We start from the raw sequence: 24,433 nt of genomic DNA, 5'->3' as shown, positions 1-24,433 counted from the left end.
AGGTGCGGCCTCAGACGGAGCCGCACCTGTTTTATTTGTATAACCCCGCTACAGATTTCGATTCTTCAGCAATCTTTTTTACCAGGTGAGCTGGTTTCAGCACTTTTACCTGGGCTCCGTAACTGAGCAGTGTCATTGTAAGCTCAGGGTTAATTACCACGTTCAGGGATATACGGCATTCCTTACTATTATCTTCCACTACTTTCTGAGAAGCGTGTATAGGCTGTGATTTTACATACTTACCCTGTTTTGGGGTAAAGCTGAGTAATACATTTTCAGGTGCTCCTTCGTGTACAGTAATGCCCACGGCATGCTGAAAATAACTGGCCTCATCAAAATTCTTTTCATCAAAGTGTTTATTGGTAGGCCAGAGTTTTACTACCCTGTCGAGTGCAAAAGTAATCACCGCGCCGCCACGTGTTTTCTGACTTTTACCGATCAGGTAAAAACGGTGCTGGTATTCCCGCAGGTGATAAGGCTCCACCCAATGTTCTTTCGGCTCATTTCTTTCGAAGCTCTGATAGGCGATCCTGATCACTTCAAGGTTTTTGATAGCGTCTACAATTTCCGGAATATGTTCTGCTCCTTTGTATTGGGAGGCACGGGAGAATTTAATCAAACCCTGATGCTGCAGCGCTTCCCGGTTCATTTTCAGGTTAGCGGCAATTTTCAGAATCGCGTCTTCAAATTGTTGTATTACAGGTAGGCTGCGGAACTGTTCAAGAATGCCGATCGCAATTTCCAGTCCCTGCAGATCTGCTTCTTCTATAGGGGAGTTACCGATAGAGAAATCATCATCTGAATAGCGGTAAGTGCCGCTGCTACGGTCATATACAATGGGCGCCATGTAGTTCAGCTCAGGGTCCTGGCGCATATCCTGGATATCTTTCTGAATGGTACGGGTGGAAATACCGGTTCCCATTTTTTCAGACACGTATTCAATCAGGTCATCCAGGGAGGGTTTGGGTTTTTGCTTGGCACGCAACCGCTCATCGATCCAACGGTAGCGCGATACAGCGTCTTTATTCTTTGGCAAAAGATAAAATTTAGAGATTAAAAATAAGAATTTCCCCCTTTTGGAAATCTCAATAAAAAAATAATTGCAAAAAGATCACTACGCAAATTCTTTGCGTGCAGCCCTGATAGTTTTGTAGTGTTATTAAAACCTAATAGTTATGAACAAGGTAAATACAACAACAGCCATTACCAATATACAGGGTATATCAATTGGTCAGATTATCCTGGATGATTCCAATTATCTGACACTCTGGGGCCAGGTACAACAGGGTGATGAATGGTATCCCTGTGATTTTGTAACTACTTATGAAGTAATGAACACCATGTTGCGTTTCAGCCAGGATAAACATGATGCCGTGCAGATGACCATCGTGAATAAACTGGAGAATATGTGCCGCACGCCCGACATGATCGATCTGGAGGCGGAATTGGGAGCTGCAGTGATTTTTGACTCACTCGTTTTTCATTTGCGCAGGCCCTGCCTCAGCCAGGACGAAAACTGGGAGGCATATGCCAATGAAGAATGTTACTATATAGAACGCGTTGTTCAGCTGCCGGTGGAAACAGATCTGCCCCCGGCTGCCGGGTTTATCGCCCACGACGCAGATGAAAAAATGGAGTACTGTATCCAGATGCTCCATAATGCTTATAACCTATATCTCGGTTATGTGGAAATAGAGATGGGGGATGAGGCTGCCCGGATAAAAGCCGGACTGGAAGACAGTAATAAGTTCAGCATGGCTTATTATGCGTGGCAGCTCCATGCCTCAAAATAGATAAGTAATTGTCGTACAGTGTTTTATCCGTTTTATTAACCCCCTTTATCCATGTGAATTAACCCTGTTTTACATTGTTTGTTAACCCCAATAACCTAACCCCAAAAAAAAATCTTCAAAAATCTGAAAAAATTCCTTTAAAGTCTATAAATCTTATAGGAAAATGCTATTTTTGGTCAAATAAATCGTAAAGCTATGAGTTTAAGACTGGGCGACGCTGCTCCTAATTTCAAGGCCAATACCACAATAGGGGAAATAGATTTTTACGATTTCCTCGGTGAAGGTTGGGGAATCTTATTTTCTCATCCGGCTGACTTTACCCCGGTATGTACTACCGAACTGGGAAGAACGGCACAGCTGAATGATGAGTTCGCAAAACGCAATACAAAAGTGCTGGCTGTCAGCGTTGATCCTCTGGATAAACACCTGAGCTGGATAAATGATATTAACGAAACACAAAACTGTGACGTAACTTTCCCTATTATTGCAGACGAAAACAGAACAGTGGCCAATTTGTATGATATGATCCATCCAAATGCCTCTGAAACATTTACTGTTAGATCGCTGTTTATCATAGGACCAGACAAAAAGATAAAACTGATTATCACTTATCCGGCCTCTACAGGAAGAAATTTCGTAGAAGTGCTGAGAGTACTGGACTCCTTACAACTAACCGCCAAATACAGTGTAGCCACACCGGCCGACTGGAAAGATGGTGAAGATGTAATTGTAACAGCAGCAGTACCAACAGCAGATATTCCTGCTCGTTTTCCGAAAGGCCACAAAATTATCAAGCCTTATCTGAGAACCACACCGCAGCCGAATAAATAGATATAGATAATGATGCCGCAAGGCTTTATATAAAGACTTTTTAATGGTTGGTTTTTGATTTTTACGAAACGGGGATTTCTCCCCGTTTTTTCTTTTTAAGAGCCACGATAATTCGTAATTCCTTTCTTGCTCTTCCTCAATTGAGTCAGCAATGCGTGCATATCTTTGGGTAAGGGCGCCTCAATAGTATACTCTTTTCCGGAAGGATCTTTGAAAATCAGCATCCACGCATGTAAGGCCAGCCGGTTTAACAATGGCCGTTCTTCTTCTGTGTGCTTGCCCAACTTGAATTTTTTCTTGATAGCGGATAATAACACTGGTTGTGCACTACCATAAAATTCATCCACAGCAATGGGATGGCCGAGATATTTCATGTGTACCCTGATCTGGTGGGTACGACCGGTATGTATCTGCAGTTTTACCAGGCTATACAGCCCAAATTCTTCCAGTACTTCATAATCCGTGGAGGAAGGCTTCCCCTTGCGGTTTGTCACCATCTTCCCCTTCTGCACAGGATGCTCCATGATACCTTCACTAACATTGCCCTGTTTAACCGACAACTGTCCGCTAACCAGGCCCAGGTAGAATTTTTTCACATCCCTGCTTTCAAACAGCTGGGAATAGTATTTATGAGCCGCTTCAGTCCGGGCAAATAGTATAATGCCGCTGGTATCACGATCCAGGCGATGAACGGTATATATCTCTCCATATGCCTTTTTCATAATGGCTATCAGAGAGGTAAGCTCATTGTCGTGGCGGTCGGGTAATGTAAGTACACCTGAAGGCTTGTTGACCACAACAAAATCAGGTGTTTCAAGTATTATATGCTCAGCTAATCGCATCAGGTCTACAGCAGTTATTATTTAAAGTGTTTCAGTAATATCACTTCCTTTTCTGTAAGGAAGCGCCACTGCCCACGATTCAGTGTTTTCTTCGTCAAACCCGCATACATCACACGGTCCAGTTTTTCCACATTGTATTCCAGGTGCTCGAAGATGCGGCGTACAATACGGTTTTTACCACTGTGAATCTCAATACCTATCTGGCGCTTGTCTTTCGGATCTACATAACCCAGTGCATCTACATTCGCCACGCCGTCTTCCAGTGTCACGCCTGCAAGGATCTTGTCGAAATCAGTCTTGGTAAGCGGTTTATCCAGTTCTACCTGATAGATCTTTTTGATGTTGTTTTTCGGATGTGCCAGACGCTGCGCAAGCTCTCCATCATTGGTCAGTAGCAATAAGCCGGAAGTATTCCGGTCGAGCCGGCCCACCGGATACACCCTTTCATTTTCTGTAGCTTCCTGAATAAGATCCATTACTGTTCTGCGCCCTTCCGGGTCATCTGTAGTAGTAATGTATCCTTTGGGTTTATTGAGCAGAATATACAGGAGGTTTTTGGTGAGCTGCAGCTTTTTATCCAGCATCGTTACCACATCTTTGTTAGTCACTTTTGTGGCCGGTTCTGTCACCAGTTGTCCGTTCACTGTCACCTTCCCTTCTTTAATGAAATCAACTGCTTTCCTGCGAGAGCAAAGGCCACAGTGCGCAATATATTTGTTCAATGGCATCTCACCCGGACCAAATATACTTTCTTTGCTTTCTTTATGGTGGTCGCCCGACCCGGTATTGTCAGGTGTCCTTACTTTTATTTTCTTCTTTCTGTCCTGTTTGTCAGCGAAACGTTCATTGGTTTTATCAAAGAATTTCTTACGATTAAACCCACTGGGTGTTTCGCGATTGGCGCCCTTTTTACCATCGCCATGGAAATGAAAGGCACTGTCATCGTTTTTTCGGGTGCTGGTAGCGCCGTAAGTCCGTTTACGGGCAGGCTTTTCGCCGGAACCGTCAGTACTTTCTCTCCTGAAAGCGGGTTTATTGTCGTCCTGCTTTGAGAATCCTTTGTCTTTATTAAAGCCACTTTTGAAAGTGCCATCTGCGGGTTTGCGGAATTCTTTTTTATCTGCACCGAAACGGCTTTTATCTGCACCGAATCGTCCGGTTTTCGTTCCGCTGTTGCCGGTTTTGCTTTCATCATTTCCAAAGCGCTTGCTTTTGTCGCCACGTGTAAACTTCGTATCGCCGCTGTTGAAGCTGCGTTTGCCGAAGCCGGATTTTTCATCACCGGATTTCTCACCCTGAAAACGTGATTTACCCGAAAACGTTCCATCCCTGTGACTGTCTTTTGCAGAAGCTTTTCCTGGTCTTTCGCCATTGTCGGAGAAGCGGCTACGTTTGCCTGCTGGTTTATCGTTTTTCCCGAACCTGTTGTCCTTCGAAGGACTAAACCCTTTTTTAGCAGGTTGATCTTTCTTCATAAATTATTATTAGTTGATGATCATGCAAAGCATGACCCATAAGAGTATTTAGTTTTTTATCAGCCTTTGTTCGCCAGTTGTCCGCAGGCAGCATCTATATCCTTACCCCGGCTGCGGCGTAATCTTGCATTCACACGATTTTTACCCAGATATTCCATGAATTCTTCAGCAACGAGTGCATCCGGTTTCTGGAACCTGGCCATATCGATGGGGTTGTATTCGATGATATTCACCAGGTCGGCCGGCACCTGCCGGAAAATCCTGATCAGTTCGTCCGCATCTTCCTTTGAATCGTTAAAATCCTTGAAGAGAATGTATTCAAAGGAAATATCGTTGCCTGTTTCTTTATAGAAATGATTCAGCGCTGCAATCAACTCCTTCAGATTATTGGAGTCGTTGATGGGCATGATCTCACTGCGTTTTTTATCATTGGCAGCGTGCAGGGAAAGGGCCAGGTTGAAACGGACCTTGTCATCCCCCAGCTGGCGGATCATCTTGGCTACTCCTGCCGTGGAAACGGTAATGCGCTTGGGCGACATGCCCAGCCCGTCTTCAGCAGTGATCCGTTCTATAGCTTTCAGTACATTTTTGTAATTCAGCAAAGGCTCTCCCATTCCCATGAATACGATGTTACTCAATTTTTTTCCATAGGTTTCCAGTGCCTGCTGATTAATCAGGGCAACCTCATCATAGATCTCGTCATATTCGAGGTTCCGCTTGCGGTCCATAAACCCGGTGGCGCAAAATTTACAGCTCAGGCTGCAACCTACCTGTGACGAAACACAGGCTGTCTGCCGGGTGTCAGTGGGAATCAGTACCCCTTCCACCAGATGATTGTCATGCAGGCGGAAACGGCTCTTGATAGTGCCATCATTGCTTTGCTGTATGGTATCTACTTTTACGGCCGGAATGGTAAAATGTTCAGCTAATTTCTGCCGCAGATCCTTGGAGAGATTGGTCATTGCCTCGAAACTATCAGCATGACGGAGCCATATCCATTCATACACCTGTTTCGCGCGGAAAGGCTTTTCGCCTATTGATCCGAAATATTCCTGTAAAGCCGGTAAACTTAAATGCCGGATATTTTTATTGTCAGACTTCATTATTGACCATTAAATGAGCAAATGGCTGCCTTACGGCAGTCGGAAAGTAGCGGCAAAGATACGTAATATTTGGTGTACTGACAGAATGTCCTCGAAAAAGTATGGTTAGTGAAAGCTTACATAATATGATATTATCTAAATAGATATTTTATATAATGTAATTTAGGAAGATGTGATACTGCCCGGGAATTTTCTGCCATGCGTACATCACCAGATTTTATTGCCCGAATTGCCGGGATGTATTTTATATTGCATATAAACCAAAACATTCATGGAAGTCGCATATATCGTAGACGCTGTACGCACCCCGATCGGCCGGTATGGTGGTACACTCGCCATCGTCAGGCCGGATGATCTGCTTGCTCATGTAATCCGGGCGTTGATTGGAAGAAATGAAACATTACCCCCTGCAGTAATTGAAGATGTGATTGCCGGTGCTGCTAATCAGGCTGGTGAAGATAACCGGAATGTAGCCCGCATGGCGGCGTTGCTGGCGGGGTTGCCGGTAACGGTGGGCGGGAGTACAGTGAATCGTTTATGCGCATCCGGTATGCAGGCGGTGATGGATGCTGCCAGGGCGGTCATGTGTGAGGAAGGAGATGTATACCTCGCCGGCGGAGTGGAAAGTATGACCCGCGCTCCGTTTGTCATGGCCAAGGCCGATAGTGCCTTCAGCCGTAAGCCTGAGATATATGACACCACTATCGGCTGGAGGTTCACGAATCCCAGGCTGGCCGATATGTACCATCCATATTCCATGGGCGAAACTGCCGAAAATGTAGCCACGCAGTGGAGCATAAGCCGGGAAGACCAGGACGTTTTCGCTTTGCGCAGCCAGACGCTCTACAAAGCAGCCCTGGACGCCGGCAAATGGAAGGATGAAATTGTGCCGGTAGAAGTGCCTTCGAATAAAAATGAGCCGGTAATTTTTGCTAAAGACGAGCAGCCCCGGGATACATCACTGGAAAAACTGGCTGCACTCCGGCCGGCTTTCTCGAAAAATGGTTCTGTCACTGCTGGTAACTCCTCAGGGATCAACGATGGAGCAGCCGTGCTCCTGGTGGTTTCTGCAAAAGCATTAAAGCAATTCAATCTTCAGCCACTGGCTATGGTAAAAAGCATGGCTATAGCCGGGGTAGATCCTTCGGTAATGGGAATTGGCCCGGTGCCGGCTACACGCAAAGCACTGCTGCGGGCCGGAATCTCGGTTGATCAGCTGCACCTTGCGGAACTGAATGAAGCCTTCGCTGCCCAGTCGCTTGCCTGCATCCGCGACCTGGAACTAAACCCTGATATAGTAAATGTAAACGGAGGAGCTATTGCGATAGGACACCCTTTAGGCTGCAGCGGCGCCCGTATCATCACCACCCTGTTGCATGAAATGAAGCGCCGGCCTGGTGCCAGGTATGGCCTGGCTTCGATGTGTATTGGGGTTGGCCAGGGAGCTGCGATGATCTTCGAAAGTACACGGTAATTAGGCATTGCCCTAAAATAGCGAGCGGTCGGACATTACATCCGGCCGCTCGTTGCTGGCAAGCAAAAAAAAGGGTTCATCATAGACAGATTTGTTTCTCCGTCATCATTTTCCGGAGATTGATCAGACCATAACGCATCCGACCCAGTGCGGTGTTGATACTCACTTGTGTGAGGTCTGCAATTTCTTTAAAGCTGAGTTCAGCATAATGTCGCAATATGATTACTTCCCGTTGCTCTTCCGGTAACATGTCCAGCATTCTGCGGACCCGGTCGTGGCTCTGACGTGTGATCAGCTTCTCCTCGGCACAACTGTCGCTGAAACCAAGTACATCAAAAATATCCTTATCATCACCTGTCCTGATCATTGGCGTACGTTTGATTTTCCTGAAATGATCTACGCACAGGTTGTGGGCAATACGCATTGCCCAGGGTAAAAATTTTCCTTTCTCGGTATAGCGTTCTGCCCTGATCGTGTCAATGATTTTGATAAAGGTATCCTGAAATATATCTTCAGCGAGGAAAGGATCCTTTACCAGTAAAAGGATGGAAGTGAACACCTTGTCTTTATGACGGTGTACCAACTCTTCTAATGCGGAAGAATGTCCCTTTTTAAAGAGAGTAATCAACTGCTCATCGCACAATTTGTACATTACTTGCATAAACTTCTACAACTAGGCGGGTTAGTAAATAAATTACAGACTTTACAGCCAGTTCGGTTGTTTTGATTAAGTAAAGTTTATGCGATACTGAACAGTTTTAGTTAAAAGAAAATTTAAGGGATACCCAGCGAGATAGATCTGGTCTCTATGCAAATATAACAGAATAGTTCAATAAAAAAAATAATAAAAAATAAGCACTTCGCCCCACCAATATTAGCTTTTAGCGTACTCCTAACACCTATAAAAACCAGGCTCCCGATCTAACATCTTTTCCCTTAAATTTGTTCCGTCATGGCAACAAAAGTAAAGAAACAAACCAGCATAATTGATCCTCAGGAAGTTAGCCCACAGGACCATATTTTCATAAAAGGCGCCAGGGTACATAATCTTAAGAACGTAAGTGTATCTATCCCTCGCAGCAAGCTTGTAGTGGTTACCGGTGTGTCTGGTTCGGGGAAATCTTCCCTGACGATGGACACCCTTTATGCCGAAGGACAACGGCGTTATGCTGAAAGCCTCAGCTCCTACGCCCGGCAATTCCTGATGAGGATGAATAAACCGGATGTGGATTATATCAAAGGCATTTGTCCGGCTATCGCTATCGAGCAGAAAGTGATCACCCGTACTCCCCGCTCCACCGTGGGGTCGATGACGGAAATATACGATTACCTCCGGCTGCTGTACGGGCGGGTGGGGAAAACCTATTCTCCCATCTCCGGACAACAGGTTAAAAAACATGAGGTCAGCGACGTGGTGGATTTCATCGTCCGGCTGAAACATGGGAGCAAAGTACTGATGCTGGTGCCTTTCCGCCGGCATGCCAAAAGGGATGCAAAGGAGGAACTGAACATCCTGTTACAGAAAGGCTTTTCCCGTTTATACGATCCCGGTAGTGCCACATTGCTGCGCATAGAGGAACTGCTGGAACAGAAAAAAGTAACAGTACCGGCTGATGCCTGGGTATTGATAGACCGCCTGGTAGTGAAGGAGTTTGAGGAAGACGACAAACATCGTATAGCCGATAGCGTGCAAACTGCTTTTTATGAGAGTGAAGGGGATTGTTACCTGGAGGTAGACGGTAAAAAGATGGAGCATTTCGCCAACCGGTTTGAGCTCGACGGTATCCAGTTCGAGGAGCCGGTGCCCAACCTGTTCTCGTTCAATAATCCTTACGGAGCCTGCCCAACCTGTGAGGGTTTCGGCCAGGTATTGGGAATAGATGCCGACCTGGTAATCCCCGATAAACGCCTGAGCGTATTTGAAGGCGCGGTGGCACCCTGGAGAGGAGAGAAGATGGGCGAATACAAGGAAGCGCTGATTAAATCGGCCCGTAAGTTTGGATTCCCTATACATAAACCCATTGCTGAGCTGACAGACGAACAGGTGAAACTGCTCTGGACCGGCAACGAACACTTCTATGGGCTGAACGAATTCTTCAAAATGGTGGAACAGAACCTCTACAAGGTACAGTACCGCGTGCTGCAGGCCCGTTACCGGGGCCGTACGGTTTGTCCCGATTGTGGTGGTGGCCGTCTGCGTAAAGAAGCCTTGTACATAAAGGTCGGCAATCGCAATATCGCCGAACTGGTAGACATGCCGGTATCCGACCTGAGGAAATGGTTCGATGAACTGCAACTGAATGAATACGAACAACAGATAGGTAAACGCATTCTCATTGAAATCAATCACCGTCTGAAAACCTTGCTGGATGTAGGTCTGGGTTACCTGACCCTCAACCGCGTGGCTAACACGCTGAGTGGTGGGGAAAGCCAGCGTATACAACTGACCCGCACCCTCGGCAGCAACCTGACGAATTCCCTGTATATTCTCGACGAACCCAGTATAGGACTGCACGCCCGGGATACTCACCGGCTTATTAACGTGTTGAAGGAATTGAGAGATCTGGGTAATACCGTAGTGGTGGTGGAACACGATGAAATGATGATGGAAGAAGCAGACTATATCATCGATATGGGGCCGCTGGCCAGCCATCTGGGCGGAGAAGTGATTTTCGCCGGTACTTACCCGCAGATCCTGGAAGACGGGAAAAGTCTTACCGGTAAATATCTCAGTGGTCGTTTGGGTATCGAACCACCTGCAAAGGTTCGTAAATGGAAAAAAGCCATTACCGTGGAAGGCGCCCGCCAGCACAACCTGAAAGATATTACCGTCGACTTTCCGCTGCAGGTGTTCACGGTAATCAGCGGCGTGAGCGGCTCCGGGAAAACCACCCTCGTTAAACAGATCCTGTATCCTGCCCTGATGAAGCTGAAAGGAGAATTTGCAGAAAGAGTAGGTAATCATAAGGCAATAACCGGCGCTGTAGATGATATCACCCAGATAGAGATGATCGATCAGAATCCTATCGGTAAATCGTCACGCTCCAATCCTGTTACCTATATCAAGGCATACGACGAGATCCGCGATCTTTTTGCCCGCCAGCCCCTGAGTAAAATGCGTGGCTTTCAGCCCAAGCATTTTTCCTTCAACGTCGACGGCGGGCGCTGCGATTCCTGTAAAGGAGAAGGGGAAGTGATCGTGGAAATGCAGTTCCTCGCCGATGTGCATCTTACCTGCGAAAGCTGTGGAGGCAAAAGGTTTAAAGATGAAGTACTCGAGGTAACCTATAAGGGCAAGAATATATACGAAGTGCTGGAACTGGGCGTAGATGAAGCGTTGGAATTCTTTAAAGACGAAAAAGACGTTTGTAACAGGATCCGCCCACTGAGTAGTGTGGGACTGGGATATGTAGAGCTTGGCCAGAGCAGCGATACGCTGAGTGGTGGAGAGGCCCAGCGTGTGAAGCTGGCTTCCTTCCTGGGAAAGGGTAAAGCCCAGGGGCATATCCTCTTTATTTTTGACGAACCTACCACTGGTTTGCACTTTCATGATATCCGCAAACTGCTCGACTCCTTTAACGCACTGATTGAACAGGGTCATACGGTGTTGGTAATAGAACACAACCTGGATGTGATTAAAAGCGCCGACTGGGTCATAGATCTTGGTCCTGAAGGCGGTGCTGGCGGTGGAAACCTGCTCTACGCCGGTGTTCCCGAAGGAATGAAGAAAGTGAAAAATAGTCAGACAGGGCAGTTTTTGAAATAGTCTTTAGAAAAATAAAAATGCAGCGAAGATCACAACATTATGATCTTCGCTGCATTTTTTTAAAGGCTAAAAGCTAAAGACTAAAGGCTCTACCTTAGCCGATCCAATGATTTAATCAGTTTCTCATCCTTATAAATACCCCTTGCAGCAAGGAAAAGGAAGATGATCACCACAATAGGCAGAAAGGATGCCGGCAGATAAGAGGCCGTAGCGATAGATGTGCCGGAGCTAAGCCTGTTGGCTGTTTGTTGCACCACATAATATTGGTAACCCAGCGCACCCAGTCCGAAAAGAATACCAAAAACAGTTAACCTGAATTGCAACTTACGTTTCTTAAAAAGAAAAATCGATACGACAGACAGCAATATTACAACAACATACAGCACAAACAGGAGGTAATTGCTGGAGGCGTTTACGTAAGTCACCGAATTATTGGTCAGTGTTGCTTTCCACAGGTTGAAAGATAAAGCAGCAGCGGCGGCAGCTGCTGCCAATAACAGATAGAGGCTCTGGATGCGTTGTATCATGATATTTGCAAATGTTTAACGCTGTAAAAGTAAGTAATTTTAATGGTAGACAGACTTAATTAAGCAGGGGCGTCACACTATTTGGGTGGATGGGCGTAATGCAATACTTCGTATATTGCACGCCCAATAACAATCTTATATTTATATGGCAAAGAAACTGAATAAGCAGGATGCGCTGGATTATCACGCATTGGGAAGGCCGGGTAAAATAGAAGTCATACCTACGAAAGACACTAAATCACAATGGGATCTCTCACTGGCCTACTCTCCCGGAGTAGCTGAGCCTTGCAAAGAAATTCACAGAGATGTAGAAAACGTTTATAAATATACAGCCAAAGGCAACCTGGTAGGCGTAATCAGCAATGGTACCGCCGTACTCGGGCTCGGAGATATTGGCCCGGAAGCGGGTAAGCCCGTAATGGAAGGTAAAGCGGTATTATTCAAGATATTTGCTGATATTGATGTGTTTGATATTGAACTGGATGCAAAAGATCCGGATACCTTTGTAGCGGCGGTAAAAGCGCTGGAGCCAACTTTCGGAGGTATTAACCTGGAAGATATTAAAAGCCCGGAGTGCTTTGAAATAGAAGACCGGCTGAGGAAGGAGCTGAAAATACCGATCATGCATGACGACCAGCACGGAACGGCCATCATTTCGTCTGCTGCCTTACTGAATGCACTGGAACTGGTAAAGAAAAAAGTAGAGAAGGTAAAGATAGTGGTGAACGGTGCCGGTGCAGCCGCCATGGCCTGTGTGAAACTGTATGTGGCCTTGGGAGCCAAGCCGGAGAACTTTATTATGTTTGATAAAGACGGCGTGCTGAATAAGTCCCGTAAAAACCTGTCCGACAGGCATAAACAGTTTGTTACCGATTCGAAGATCACCACTTTGGCAGAAGCCATGAAAGGTGCTGATGTATTCCTCGGATTGTCAGTAGGCAATGTGGTAACAGCGGAAATGATCAAGAGCATGGCGAAAAACCCGATTGTGTTTGCCATGGCTAACCCTGATCCGGAAATCGCTTATGACGTGGCCATTGCCGCCCGTCCGGATATCATTATGGCAACTGGCCGTTCCGATTATCCTAACCAGGTGAACAATGTATTGGGCTTCCCGTATATCTTCCGCGGTGCGTTGGATGTAAGGGCCACCCAGATCAATGATGAAATGAAACTGGCTGCTGTTAGAGCCCTGGCTGATATGGCAAAATCGCCGGTACCGGATATCGTGAACCTCGCCTACAACGAAAAAAGCATTTTCTTCGGACCTAAATATATCATTCCAAAACCGCTGGATCCGCGACTGCTGAGCACTATTGCTCCGGCAGTAGCCAAAGCGGCAATGGACAGTGGGGTGGCACATAATCCGATCACCGACTGGGAGGCATACCGCAATGAGCTGAACCACCGGCTGGGCCTGGATAACCAGCTCTTCAGGGTAATCGGTATCAAAGCCCGCCGCGATCCGAGAAAAGTTGTATTTGCAGAAGCAGATAATCTCAAGGTACTGAAGGCTGCTCAGGTGGTAAACGATGAGGGAATTGCCTATCCGATTTTGCTGGGTAACGAAGCCCGTATCAGAGAACTGATGAAAGAAAATGCGATTGAGATAGAAGATGCAGTGATCATCGATCCCAAGAGCGAGGATATGAAGGAAACCCGCCATCAGTTCGGAGACCTGTTCTTCCAGAAACGCCAGCGTAAAGGTCTGAACCAGTATGAAGCACGTAAGATCATGCGCGAACGTAACTACTTTGGTTGTATGATGGTGGAAACCGGTCAGGCAGATGCATTGATCTCCGGTCTGACCCGTAAATATCCTGATACCATCCGCCCGGCATTGCAGGTGATCGGTATGGAAGATGGTGCTAAACGCGTTGCCGGTATGTATATCATTCAAACCAAACGCGGACCGTTGTTCCTGGCCGATACCACGGTAAACTTCAATCCAACGGCAGAAGAGCTGGCGGACATCACCATGATGGTTGCCAAAGAAGTAAAAAACTTCAACATTACGCCCCGTATCGCTATGCTGTCGTACTCTAATTTCGGCAGCAGCCCAACGCCTGAAGCTCAAACCATGAGTAAAGCCAGGGAACTGGTGAAACTCCGCGACCCGTCATTAATAGTAGATGGTGAGATCCAGGCTGCCATGGCGTTTAATAAAGAAATACTGAAAGACAATTATCCGTTTACCGAATTACTGGAAGAAGAAGTAAATACACTGATCTTCCCGAACCTCGCAGCCGGTAATATTGCTTATAACCTGTTGCAGGAAGTGGCAGGTTTCGATGCCATCGGACCTATCCTGCTGGGTATGAAAAAACCGGTGCACATTCTTCAGCTGGGCAGTACGGTGCGGCAGATCGTGAACATGGTAAATATTGCAGTAGTAGATGCGCAGGAAAAATGCTGCCGTGATGCGGAAGTAAAGAACGCGAAAGGAAAAAAGAAGAAAGCATAAACAAATTATAAAAACAGGTAACAACCGGGGCATATCGCTCCGGTTGTTTGTTTTAGGGATGTTTGCTTGCTGCTTTTTCCTTATTTTTATCCTATGCAAACCATCTCGCGCAAAAAGATCTTTTTCCCTATCAATACTGCTTTCCGTAACTATCTTAAATTGTATGAGCGGGAAATAAAATTGCCATTGTCTTACGAAGAGCTGAAGTATTATGATCAGTCTATTTCGGTATACGACAAAGAAGGAAAAGATACTTTATGGGAAACCGTGTTTTATCCCCAGAGCATGGTGGGCTCTATACACGCCGGGCTAAAGCGTATCTACTCCATTCTGAAAGCAGGTGGTGATCAGACGGCCGAAGAACATCTGCATATCGAGCGGATAGATTACTGCACCTTTGGTAACTCACATCCTTTCCGTATCAAAATCGTCAATAATTACAACGAGGTATACGATTATTTTTATATCAAGATTGCTGACGCTTCCCGGATATATGGATTGGAACTCGAGCATATCCTTTCGCCTTACTGGATGAACTTTCTGGTGGATGGAAACACACTGGTAGAAGAACATATTGCCGGCGTGCCCGGTGATCAGTTCATACAGCATTACCTGAACAGGCCGGAGTTCAATCCCAAACGTATCGCAAAGGAATTTGTAAAGTTCAATGAACGCTGCTTTGTACGGTTGCTGGGAGATATGCGTTCTTACAACTTTGTTTTCGATATCACCCCCGACTTTGATGACGTGCAATTCCGTATCCGTGCGATCGACTTTGATCAGCAATTCTATGAAGGCAGACGTACGCTTTATATGCCCCAGTATTTCAAAGAGAACCGGGTATTCGTGGAACTGGCCATCAAGCACCTGAATGCTGAGGTAGTCAAGCAATATCAACAGGAAGAAAGAGCGGTAATCGCCCGCCGTATCAAGGCACACCGGCATCGGATTAAAGATCTGCGCGATGTGATTATGACCGACCGGGTTTCATTCCCTGAAAAGATCCAGCAGCTGGGAGATGAGCTGGCCGAATATTATCATGATGCAGTGTTCTCCCGCTGTAAAACAATGGGTGAGATAATAGAGCGTAGTTTAAAGCGTTTATTGGTCAGCAGTTTGCGCTAAGCCCTGTATTAAATCTTAAATTAAGGTACGATTGACAAAATCCTTCCTATCTTTGACCAGTTATGGAGTTCAAATTCTTCTATCATTTCGGAAACTTCCTGCTCATGCTCAAGGACATGTTTTCCCGCCCGGAAAACGTGAAAATGTACTGGAAGCAGTTTATGCAGCAATGTGTTGATATCGGCGTAGGGTCGTTCGGGATAGTGTTCATCATTTCCCTGTTCATGGGAGGTGTAACCACCTTACAAACTGCATATCAGCTGGTAAGTCCTATCATACCCAAGAGTACCATTGCCCAGGTGGTAAGAGATACCATTATCCTCGAATTTGCACCTACCCTCACCAGCATTGTACTGGCAGGGGTGATCGGTTCCAAAATAGCATCAGAACTGGGTAACATGCGTATATCCGAACAGATTGATGCATTGGAAATCATGGGTATCAATACAAAGGGTTACCTGATCTTGCCTAAGATATTGGCAGCCGTACTGATGATTCCTGTTCTGGTAGCCATTTCCGGTTTCCTGGGTGTATGGGGTGGTAAAGAAGCCGGCGTTTTATCCGGTATTATTTCCGCGGAACAATTCATGCAGGGACTGCGACAGGAGTTTAAGGCGTATAACGTATTTTTTGCGATGGCGAAATCCTATACATTCGGATTTATCATCGCCAGTGTATCAGCTTACTATGGCTACAACGTTACCGGTGGCGCATTGGAAATCGGTAAGGCCAGTACTACTGCTGTAGTGGTAAGCTGCGTGCTGATATTGTTTATGGACTATGCATTAACGGCTATATTACTGTAATCATGATTGAACTGCAAGATATAAGAAAGAGCTTCGGGGATAAGGAAATATTGAAGGGAGTATCGGCGGTAATGGAGTCCGGTAAAGTAAACCTCATCATTGGATCCAGTGGTAGTGGTAAAACAGTGATGATGAAATGTATAGTGGGCCTGATGGGAGTGGATGCCGGGAGAGTGCTGTATGATAAGCAGGATTTCACCGCGATGAATGACAAGGAAAAAAAAGGAATACGCCAGGAAATAGGTATGCTGTTCCAGGGATCAGCATTGTTCGACAGTATGACCGTAGAACAAAATGTGATGTTTCCCCTGGAAATGTTCGGCACCGGTACCCTGAAAGAAAAAAAGACCAGGGTAGCAGAATGTCTGGAAAGGGTACAGCTGAAAGAGGCCGCTAAAAAATTTCCTGCAGAGATCAGCGGCGGTATGAAAAAGAGAGTAGGTATTGCCAGGGCCATCGTGCTCAATCCCAAATATCTTTTCTGCGATGAGCCTAACTCCGGTCTGGATCCTCAAACCTCGCTCCTGATCGATAAGCTCATTACCGAATTAACCAAAGAATATAATATCACCACCGTTATCAATACCCATGATATGAATACCGTAATGGAGAGCGGCGATCATATCGTTTACATGTATCAGGGTCAGAAACAGTGGGAGGGGAGCAATAAAGAAATCGTATTCAGTAATGACCAGAAACTAAACGACTTCATTTTTGCTTCCGAATTCCTGCGGGAAGCCAAGGAAATGCGTCAGCTGGAATTGTTCAAAGACGGAAAATGGAAGGAACAGCTGAAGAAAGAGCAGGGAAAGCAATAGGGATCATTAAATAATTATAACATCCCGGAGGTAACTGGCCAGGGCCAGCCGCTTCCGGGATTATTTTTTTAGAAAGACATCTTCCTGTAAATTTTACTATTTACTGTAATCTATTTTATTATACATTCGCTTTTAATATTATTTAAATCAATGCAGCGCAATTATTTTTCCCTTAATTGGTAGCTTTATCTTAAAGGCACTAAATTGCAGAATTAGGGAAATCGGCTTATTTTTGCCGTCCAGAAGAATCAGACACATAATATTAAACCAATAAAACAAGCGCGATGAGTGTTTTAGTTAATAAGGATAGCAAAGTGATCGTGCAGGGATTTACCGGTACAGAAGGTACATTCCATGCTACACAAATGATTGAATACGGTACCCAGGTAGTAGGTGGTGTAACCCCCGGAAAAGGTGGTACTACACATCTCGAGCGCCCGGTGTTCAATACCGTGGCGGATGCTGTAAAAGCAACCGGTGCAAACGTATCTATCATTTTTGTACCTCCTGCATTTGCTGCGGATGCCATCATGGAAGCTACCGAAGCCGGTATTGCCCTGGTGGTATGTATCACAGAGGGTATTCCTGTTCAGGATATGATCAAAGCCAAAAACTTCCTGCAGGGAACCAATACCCGCCTCATCGGACCTAACTGCCCGGGTGTTATTACTGCTGAAGAAGCTAAAGTAGGTATCATGCCTGGCTTTATCTTCAAAAAAGGAAAAATTGGTATCGTATCTAAATCCGGTACACTGACCTACGAAGCAGCTGACCAGGTTGTAAAAGCTGGTTTGGGTGTTTCCACCGCTATCGGTATCGGTGGCGACCCGATCATCGGAACCCCTACCAAAGATGCAGTAGAACTGCTGATGAACGATCCTGAAACCGAAGGTATCATCATGATTGGTGAAATCGGCGGTAGCATGGAAGCTGACGCTGCCCGCTGGATCAAAGAATATGGAACTAAGCCCGTAGTTGGTTTCATCGCCGGCCAGACTGCCCCTCCCGGACGCCGTATGGGCCACGCTGGTGCCATCATCGGTGGAGCAGAAGATACTGCAGCTGCCAAAATGAAGATCATGGCGGAATGCGGTGTACATGTAGTAGAAAGCCCTGCCAACATCGGTAAAACCATGGCAGAAGTATTGGCAAAAGCAACAGTAATGGCGTAATCCATCTGCCTAAAATATATAAGGTGAAAAGTGAGGAGCAATTTTTTCCGAGCTTTTCACCTTTTTTGTTCCCCTTTTATGGAAATTGTATTGTTATCCACATCCTTTGTAAAAGGAACTTACCGTAAATCATGAACCCATGCGTTTATTCACCGCAATATTCTTTGTTTTAATTGTTAGCAGCTCTAAGATGATGGCCCAGTTTAACTACGACAATTCATGGAAACAGGTGACAGCCCTCGAAGAAAAGGGACTGCCCAAATCAGCCCTGGAGATAGTAAATGGCATCTATAGCCATGCTGTGAAGGAAAAAATGACTGTGCAGCAGATCAAAGCGCTGATCTATCGTATGAAGTATAACGACGAAGTCAACGACAGCAGCACATTGCAGAACCTCGAACAGCTTAACCGGGAAATTGCCGCTGCTGCCGGTCCTCAGAAAGCGATCCTGCAAAGTATTAAAGGAGACGTACTCCGGTATTATTATCTCAATAATCGTTATCAGCTGCTCGGACGCACCACACTGGCAAACGATACCGGTAACGATATTACCACGTGGGGGGCCGACAGGTTATTTCATGAGATCTCGGCTGCCTACATGGGATCGTTGGCCGACAGGACCTCGCTGGAAAAAACGGCGCTCACATCGTTCGATCCGATTATTGTGAAGGGAAATACCCGGACACTACGTCCTACCCTGTACGATCTGCTCGCACACAGGGCCCTGGATTTCTTTAAATCCGGTGAGGCTACTATCACTAAACCAGCCAATCAATTTGAACTGACCGACCCTGCTGTATTTGCGCCGGCTGCAACCTTTGGCGGTCATACTTTTACTTCGTCCGATCCGGCATCATTGCAATTCCAGGCCCTGCTGATCCTGCAGGAGCTTACACGTTTGCATACCGGCGATAAAGCCGCCCTCCTGGATATAGATCTCGAAAGAATCGCATATGCATACCAGGCCGGCGTAATGGAGAATAAAGATGCACTTTATGTGGCCGCATTGGAACAACTCCGGCAGGCTAATGCCGGTGATCCAGGACAGGCCGCTGTATTGAGTATGCTCGCTACCCACTACGTACAAGCCGGAAATCAGGGCAATGAAACGATGGAAAACAGGGCTGCTGCGCTTAAAAAAGCGAAGGAACTCTGCGAGCAGGCAGTTGAACTGGCGCCCAATTCTTCCGGCGGCGTGGAGTGTGCAAGAATGCTGGAACAATTGAAAACAAAAGCCCTGTTGCTGACCACTGAAGTAGTGAATGTGCCGGATCAGGCATTCCGTACATTGGTTACTTATAAAAATATCAATAAACTGTATCTGCGGGTGATTAAAGTGGACGAGGAATTTCTTGCCCAATTGCAGAAGGCTCAGGCGGACTACTCCGATCGTCAGCAGAAATACTGGAAACTGATAACAGGCCGTCAGTCTGTCAAAGACTGGCAGCAGCCATTACCGGATCCGGCCGATTACTTACAGCACAATACAGAAATTAAAATCGACGCACTGCCGGTAGGGCATTATATATTGCTGGCAAGCTCTTCTCCTGCCTTTTCTACAGAAAATAATCCGCTGGCTATACAATTGACATGGGTTTCATCCATCAGTTATATCAGCAACGGCGATTTGTATTATGCCTTGGATCGCACTTCCGGAAAGCCGTTGGCCGGGGTAACGCTCAATGTAATGAAATATGATTACAAGAATAACCAGGAAAACTGGAGCCTGTATAAAAGCGGCGTTACAGGAGCAGATGGGAGTGTAAACATTGCTACTCCTAAAAATATGAACAGCGTGCGTCTTCATTGGAAGAAAGCAGCAGACGAATTGTATCTGACAGAATACAAATACCAGCTTTATAACGTAGAATTATCAGAGAAAGAACAGATAGAAACTTTTCTGTTCACCGACAGAGGCATATATCGCCCTGGGCAGACTGTTTATTTCAAAGGAATTGTGATCAGAAAAGCACCGAATGCTTCCCGGAGCGATATCCTTGCAAATTATACCACCACCCTCACCTTGTCAGATGCCAATGGTGATAAGGTAGATTCCATTAAAGTTACCACCAACGATTATGGCGCTTATTCCGGTAAATTCACATTACCCGAAGGCCGTATGAATGGCAGCTTTGCGCTGGAGGATAACCGTGCTAATGCTCATCGTGCTTTCCAGGTGGAAGAATACAAACGCCCGAAGTTTTATGTACAATTCGATACCATCAAGGGTAACTATCGTTTAGGCGATACCGTTACTACCCATGCAAAAGCGCTGGCTTACGCCGGAAATAATATTGATGGGGCAAAGGTAACCTGGAGGGTAGTACGCCATGTACGCTTTCCTTATCCCTGGCTGTTTCACTGGAAGATAATTCCACGCGGCAGCTCAAGGGAAATTGCACATGGAGAAACTACTACGGATGCCAACGGAGCTTTCACTGTCAAATTCCCGGCACTGGCCGATAAGTCTGTAAGCCCGACTACAAAACCGATCTTTAACTACGAGGTTTTCGCGGATGTTACTGATCTGAACGGAGAAACCCGCAGTTCACAACAATACGTGAATGCCGGTTACCAGTCGATGGAAATCGGTATCACCGCTCCGGATCGCCTGGAACAAAAAGATCTGGACCAAATCAGGATATCGTCCACAAATCTGAATGGCGCATTTCAGCCGGCTCAGCTTACGGTGCAGTTGAAACCACTGGAGCCGGCAAAACGCCTGCTGCGCCATCGTTACTGGGATGAACCAGATCAGTTTGTGATGGATGAATCCAGCTACATAAAGGATTTTCCGTTGGACATCTACAAAAACGAAGATGACCCGAAATCATGGCCACGCAAAGAGGCGGTGGTGAAAGAAACCGTAGCTGCCACTGAAGAGGGTAGAATAAAACTGGATACCAAAAAGCTGGCTCCGGGATTTTATGAAATGGAAGTGAGCACCATCGATAATCATAACGATTCAGTAGTGCAGCGGAAAACTTTCGAGATCGTTGATCCGGCTGCGAAAACATTGTCGGTGCCATCTTATTTATGGACATATCAGCCTGAGCACAGCGTGGAACCGGGGAAAACAGCGGCATTGCTGCTGGGAACTTCGGTTACCGGGTTGCATATAATCGAATCGAAACGTACCGTTACCTCCGACAAAGATATACGTAGAACACTGGAACTATCGGGCGTTAAAAAACTGGATTTCCCGGTTACAGAAAATGATCGTGGTAACATAGAGCTGGGGTATGTTTTTGTAAAAGACAACCGCCTGTTTACGGTACATCCCAGCATCATCGTTCCCTGGGATAATAAAGCCCTGGATGTAAAACTGGGCACCCATCGTGATAAACTGTTGCCCGGTGAGCAGGAAAAATGGACGGTACAGATCTCAGGTTATAAACAGGAAAAGGTAGCTGCGGAAATGCTGGCATCTATGTATGATGCTTCGCTCGATGCTTTCAGTCCGGGCGATTGGTATCTGCCAGGCATCAACCCGTTTGCCGCCAATGCTGCTGCCTTTGAAGGAAATGCTAACTTTAAAATAGAGGTTTCCAACACGCTGTACAATCCTTATCATGGCAACTACTATCCTAAGAAAGACAAGACATATGATCAGCTGAATCTCTTTGGATGGAATATGTGGAGCCAACATAGAATAATGGCATATGGCGCTGGTGCACCGGGCATACAACGGCGAATGCTGAGCAAAAATGCCGCCTATGCAACTGTAGAAGCAGCGCCGGCACCTGCTGCTATGATGGAAACAGTGGCGAAACAGGATGTCTCGGCAAATGATAAGGAACAGAACAAAGTAAAGGAATCAGCAGGTACCAACCAGGCCCCGCCAGCTCCTGCGGCCGAAATGCCTGTCCGTACCAACTTCCAGGAAACAGCATTTTTCCTGCCGGACCTGCGTACTGATAAAGATGGCAACATCAGTTTCGGCTTTACCGTACCGGAAGCCCTTACCAAATGGAACTTCCAGGGACTGGCACATACAAAGGACCTTTCATTCGGCCTCGTGAAAAACAGTATCGTTACGCAGAAAATGCTGATGATACAGCCCAATGCGCCGCGCTTTGTACGTGAAGGCGATAAAATGGAATTTACCGCCAAAGTAACTAACCTCTCGGATTCCATGCTGATAGGCCAGGCACACCTGGAGCTATTGGATGCAGCCACCATGCAGCCTGTTGATGGATGGTTTCAGAATATATTCCCAACACAACACTTCACCGCAAAAGCAGGTCAGAGTACCGTAGTGACTTTCCCGCTGCAGATCCCGCATGGTTTCCAGAGTGCGCTTGTATACAGAGTGGTGGCGCAGGCCGGTAACTTCAGCGATGGAGAAGAGAATGCGGTGCCGGTATTGACCAATCGTATGCTGGTAACAGAATCGCTGCCACTGCCGGTAAGAGGCGATGGTAAGCATGAATTTAGCTTTAATAAGCTGTTGCAGAGTGGCGGCGATCAAACCCTTTCACAACATGCCGTTACCGTGGAATACACCAGCAATCCTGCCTGGTATGCAGTGCAGGCATTGCCTTACCTGATGGAGTTTCCCTACGAATGTGCAGAGCAGGTATTCAACCGCTATTATGCCAATACCCTTGCTACTCACATCGCGAACGCCACGCCTAAGCTGAATGCCATTTTTGAGAAATGGAAAACAGCAGATACCGCAGCGCTGATGAGTAACCTGGAGAAAAACCAGGAACTGAAAAATGTACTGTTGCAGGAAACACCCTGGGTGATGGCGGCAAAGAATGAAACAGAACAGAAAAAGCATATTGCATTGTTGTTCGATCTGCAGCGTATGCAAAAGGAAGGAAAAGCAGCGTTGGATCAGCTGGCTGCCAAACAGGCACCCAATGGTGCTTTCCCATGGTTCACAGGAATGTGGGACGATAGATTTGTAACACAGTACATACTGGCCGGCCTCGGTCATTTACAGCAGCTTACTGGTAAAGAAGACAGCAGAGCCAGCGACATTGCCAATAAAGCAATGGAGTATCTCGACATACAACTGGATAAGGATTACCATGAGCTGATCAAACAAAAGGCAGATCTGAAAGGGGAACATATCACCGATACAGAGATCCACTATCTGTATGCCCGCAGCTTTTTTAAACGTCCGGTTCCGGCGGCCTTCCGTAAGTCGTTCGATTATTTCTATGCACAGCAGCAGAAATACTGGCTGAAACAAAGCAGGTATGCACAGGGAATGATTGCTTTATCGCTCTTCAGGAATAATGATCAGGTAACGCCAAAGGCTATACTGAAATCGCTGAAAGAAAATGCGATGAACAGCAAAGAAATGGGAATGTATTGGAAAGATATAGCAGCCGGTTATAGCTGGCGGAACGCACCAATCGAAACACAGGCCCTGCTGATCGAAGCATTTCAGGTAGCAGGTAATGATGCCGCCGCCGTGAACGATATGAAAACCTGGCTGCTGAAAAATAAACAGACCAATAACTGGCATACAACCAAAGCCACAGCCGATGCCTGTTACGCAATGCTGTTGCAGGGAAGTAACTGGCTGGCCGCTGCACCGGAAGTGAATATCCAATTGGGCAGTACCGCAGTGAAACCTGCAGCTACAGAAGCAGGTACTGGTTATTTTAAAGAGAGATTCGATGCCAAAGCAGTGAAACCTGATATGGGCAATATTACCGTAACAGTACACGACAGCAAAGGACAACCCTCCTGGGGGGCCGTATACTGGCAATATTTCCAGGACCTGGATAAGATCACGGCTGCCGCCACACCATTAGTGCTGGAAAAGGAACTGTTCAAAGAAGTGAACACCGATAAAGGACCGGTGCTGACGAAAATCGAAGAAGGCAACCAGCTGAAAGTAGGAGATAAAGTGAAAGTACGCGTGGTGATGAGAGCCGACAGAGATATGGAATACATCCACCTGAAAGACATGCGGGCAGCCTGCTTCGAACCAGTGAATGTAATCAGCGCTGCTAAATGGCAGAATGGAATGAGCTATTACGAAAGCACCCGGGATGCCTCTACTGATTTCTTCTTCAGCTATCTTCCCAAAGGCACTCACGTATTCGAATATACGTTGTTTGTTACGCATCAGGGAAAATTTTCTAATGGCATCAGTACTGCGCAATGTATGTATGCGCCTGAGTTTTCAGCGCATAGCAGTGGATTGAGTGTAAAAGTTACAGAATGAATTAAGAATATAGAATAGGGAATTAAGAATGAAAGCGAAGAACTTAG

16 protein-coding genes are annotated in these 24,433 nt (G+C 46.3%); 10 read left to right on the top strand and 6 right to left on the bottom strand.

The window, feature by feature from the left end:
- Positions 1 to 31: 31 nt before the first annotated feature.
- Positions 32 to 1,036 (bottom strand): WYL domain-containing protein, encoded by a 1,005-nt coding sequence (locus tag UNH61_RS27210; RefSeq protein WP_326995152.1) that lies wholly within the window; start codon positions 1,034 to 1,036, stop codon positions 32 to 34.
- A 139-nt stretch (positions 1,037 to 1,175) separates the two neighbouring features.
- Between UNH61_RS27210 and UNH61_RS27205 the strand changes: the two genes are divergently transcribed.
- Positions 1,176 to 1,793 carry a hypothetical protein gene (locus tag UNH61_RS27205; protein ID WP_326995151.1) on the top strand — a complete coding sequence of 206 codons (618 nt, stop codon included), beginning with the start codon at positions 1,176 to 1,178 and terminating at the stop codon, positions 1,791 to 1,793.
- Positions 1,794 to 1,988: 195 nt separating this feature from the next.
- Positions 1,989 to 2,624 carry a peroxiredoxin gene (locus UNH61_RS27200; protein WP_326995150.1) on the top strand — a complete coding sequence of 212 codons (636 nt, stop codon included), beginning with the start codon at positions 1,989 to 1,991 and terminating at the stop codon, positions 2,622 to 2,624.
- 95 nt (positions 2,625 to 2,719) lie between these two features.
- Here the strand turns inward: UNH61_RS27200 and UNH61_RS27195 are convergent, their stop codons facing one another.
- The 3 genes from UNH61_RS27195 to rlmN are packed head-to-tail and all read right to left on the bottom strand — an operon-like array spanning position 2,720 to position 6,044.
- Positions 2,720 to 3,466, bottom strand: a complete 747-nt coding sequence (locus tag UNH61_RS27195; protein ID WP_326995149.1) for an RluA family pseudouridine synthase — start codon at positions 3,464 to 3,466, stop codon at positions 2,720 to 2,722.
- 17 nt (positions 3,467 to 3,483) lie between these two features.
- Positions 3,484 to 4,941 (bottom strand): pseudouridine synthase, encoded by a 1,458-nt coding sequence (locus UNH61_RS27190; protein ID WP_326995148.1) that lies wholly within the window; start codon positions 4,939 to 4,941, stop codon positions 3,484 to 3,486.
- 59 nt (positions 4,942 to 5,000) lie between these two features.
- Positions 5,001 to 6,044 (bottom strand): 23S rRNA (adenine(2503)-C(2))-methyltransferase RlmN, encoded by a 1,044-nt coding sequence (rlmN, locus tag UNH61_RS27185; RefSeq protein WP_326995147.1) that lies wholly within the window; start codon positions 6,042 to 6,044, stop codon positions 5,001 to 5,003.
- Between the two features lie 271 nt (positions 6,045 to 6,315).
- On the opposite strand from rlmN, the gene UNH61_RS27180 reads away from it, so the two are divergent.
- Entirely contained in the window at positions 6,316 to 7,518 is a 1,203-nt protein-coding gene (locus tag UNH61_RS27180; RefSeq protein ID WP_326995146.1) for an acetyl-CoA C-acyltransferase, read from the top strand.
- 79 nt (positions 7,519 to 7,597) lie between these two features.
- Here the strand turns inward: UNH61_RS27180 and UNH61_RS27175 are convergent, their stop codons facing one another.
- A complete protein-coding gene (locus UNH61_RS27175) occupies positions 7,598 to 8,179 on the bottom strand; it encodes a sigma-70 family RNA polymerase sigma factor (RefSeq protein WP_326995145.1) in 582 nt (193 codons plus the stop codon).
- A 291-nt stretch (positions 8,180 to 8,470) separates the two neighbouring features.
- Between UNH61_RS27175 and uvrA the strand changes: the two genes are divergently transcribed.
- On the top strand, positions 8,471 to 11,284 hold the full coding sequence (gene uvrA, locus UNH61_RS27170) for an excinuclease ABC subunit UvrA (protein WP_326995144.1): 2,814 nt from the start codon (positions 8,471 to 8,473) through the stop codon (positions 11,282 to 11,284).
- 89 nt (positions 11,285 to 11,373) lie between these two features.
- Here the strand turns inward: uvrA and UNH61_RS27165 are convergent, their stop codons facing one another.
- Entirely contained in the window at positions 11,374 to 11,811 is a 438-nt protein-coding gene (locus tag UNH61_RS27165; RefSeq protein ID WP_326995143.1) for a DUF4293 domain-containing protein, read from the bottom strand.
- A 145-nt stretch (positions 11,812 to 11,956) separates the two neighbouring features.
- Between UNH61_RS27165 and UNH61_RS27160 the strand changes: the two genes are divergently transcribed.
- From UNH61_RS27160 to UNH61_RS27135, 6 genes are all read left to right on the top strand, one after another.
- Positions 11,957 to 14,275, top strand: a complete 2,319-nt coding sequence (locus UNH61_RS27160) for an NADP-dependent malic enzyme (RefSeq protein WP_326995142.1) — start codon at positions 11,957 to 11,959, stop codon at positions 14,273 to 14,275.
- Positions 14,276 to 14,368: 93 nt separating this feature from the next.
- A complete protein-coding gene (locus tag UNH61_RS27155; protein ID WP_326995141.1) occupies positions 14,369 to 15,400 on the top strand; it encodes a hypothetical protein in 1,032 nt (343 codons plus the stop codon).
- Between the two features lie 62 nt (positions 15,401 to 15,462).
- The gene (locus UNH61_RS27150) at positions 15,463 to 16,206 is read left to right on the top strand and encodes an ABC transporter permease (protein WP_326995140.1); all 744 of its coding nucleotides are present in this window, start codon (positions 15,463 to 15,465) and stop codon (positions 16,204 to 16,206) included.
- 2 nt (positions 16,207 to 16,208) lie between these two features.
- A complete protein-coding gene (locus UNH61_RS27145) occupies positions 16,209 to 17,024 on the top strand; it encodes an ATP-binding cassette domain-containing protein (RefSeq protein WP_326995139.1) in 816 nt (271 codons plus the stop codon).
- A 284-nt stretch (positions 17,025 to 17,308) separates the two neighbouring features.
- Complete coding sequence (sucD, locus tag UNH61_RS27140; protein WP_326995138.1) at positions 17,309 to 18,196, top strand: succinate--CoA ligase subunit alpha; 888 nt, start codon at positions 17,309 to 17,311, stop codon at positions 18,194 to 18,196.
- Between the two features lie 139 nt (positions 18,197 to 18,335).
- Positions 18,336 to 24,386, top strand: coding sequence for an alpha-2-macroglobulin family protein (locus UNH61_RS27135; protein ID WP_326995137.1), 6,051 nt, complete (start codon positions 18,336 to 18,338; stop codon positions 24,384 to 24,386).
- Positions 24,387 to 24,433: the final 47 nt, after the last annotated feature.

The organism is Chitinophaga sp. 180180018-3, from assembly GCF_037893185.1.
Classification (GTDB): domain Bacteria; phylum Bacteroidota; class Bacteroidia; order Chitinophagales; family Chitinophagaceae; genus Chitinophaga.
Note: the sequence above shows the minus strand (reverse complement) of the source record. Positions and strands in the feature narration are given on the sequence as shown.

Excerpts from the sequence above, each read along its gene's own strand:
- UNH61_RS27205 (WP_326995151.1), top strand. The coding sequence starts at position 1,176 with ATGAACAAGGTAAATACAACAACAGCCATTACCAATATACAGGGTATA.
- UNH61_RS27200 (WP_326995150.1), top strand. The coding sequence starts at position 1,989 with ATGAGTTTAAGACTGGGCGACGCTGCTCCTAATTTCAAGGCCAATACC.
- UNH61_RS27195 (WP_326995149.1), bottom strand. The coding sequence starts at position 3,466 with ATGCGATTAGCTGAGCATATAATACTTGAAACACCTGATTTTGTTGTG.
- UNH61_RS27190 (WP_326995148.1), bottom strand. The coding sequence starts at position 4,941 with ATGAAGAAAGATCAACCTGCTAAAAAAGGGTTTAGTCCTTCGAAGGAC.
- rlmN (WP_326995147.1), bottom strand. The coding sequence starts at position 6,044 with ATGAAGTCTGACAATAAAAATATCCGGCATTTAAGTTTACCGGCTTTA.
- UNH61_RS27180 (WP_326995146.1), top strand. The coding sequence starts at position 6,316 with ATGGAAGTCGCATATATCGTAGACGCTGTACGCACCCCGATCGGCCGG.
- UNH61_RS27175 (WP_326995145.1), bottom strand. The coding sequence starts at position 8,179 with ATGCAAGTAATGTACAAATTGTGCGATGAGCAGTTGATTACTCTCTTT.
- uvrA (WP_326995144.1), top strand. The coding sequence starts at position 8,471 with ATGGCAACAAAAGTAAAGAAACAAACCAGCATAATTGATCCTCAGGAA.
- UNH61_RS27165 (WP_326995143.1), bottom strand. The coding sequence starts at position 11,811 with ATGATACAACGCATCCAGAGCCTCTATCTGTTATTGGCAGCAGCTGCC.
- UNH61_RS27160 (WP_326995142.1), top strand. The coding sequence starts at position 11,957 with ATGGCAAAGAAACTGAATAAGCAGGATGCGCTGGATTATCACGCATTG.
- UNH61_RS27155 (WP_326995141.1), top strand. The coding sequence starts at position 14,369 with ATGCAAACCATCTCGCGCAAAAAGATCTTTTTCCCTATCAATACTGCT.
- UNH61_RS27150 (WP_326995140.1), top strand. The coding sequence starts at position 15,463 with ATGGAGTTCAAATTCTTCTATCATTTCGGAAACTTCCTGCTCATGCTC.
- UNH61_RS27145 (WP_326995139.1), top strand. The coding sequence starts at position 16,209 with ATGATTGAACTGCAAGATATAAGAAAGAGCTTCGGGGATAAGGAAATA.
- sucD (WP_326995138.1), top strand. The coding sequence starts at position 17,309 with ATGAGTGTTTTAGTTAATAAGGATAGCAAAGTGATCGTGCAGGGATTT.
- UNH61_RS27135 (WP_326995137.1), top strand. The coding sequence starts at position 18,336 with ATGCGTTTATTCACCGCAATATTCTTTGTTTTAATTGTTAGCAGCTCT.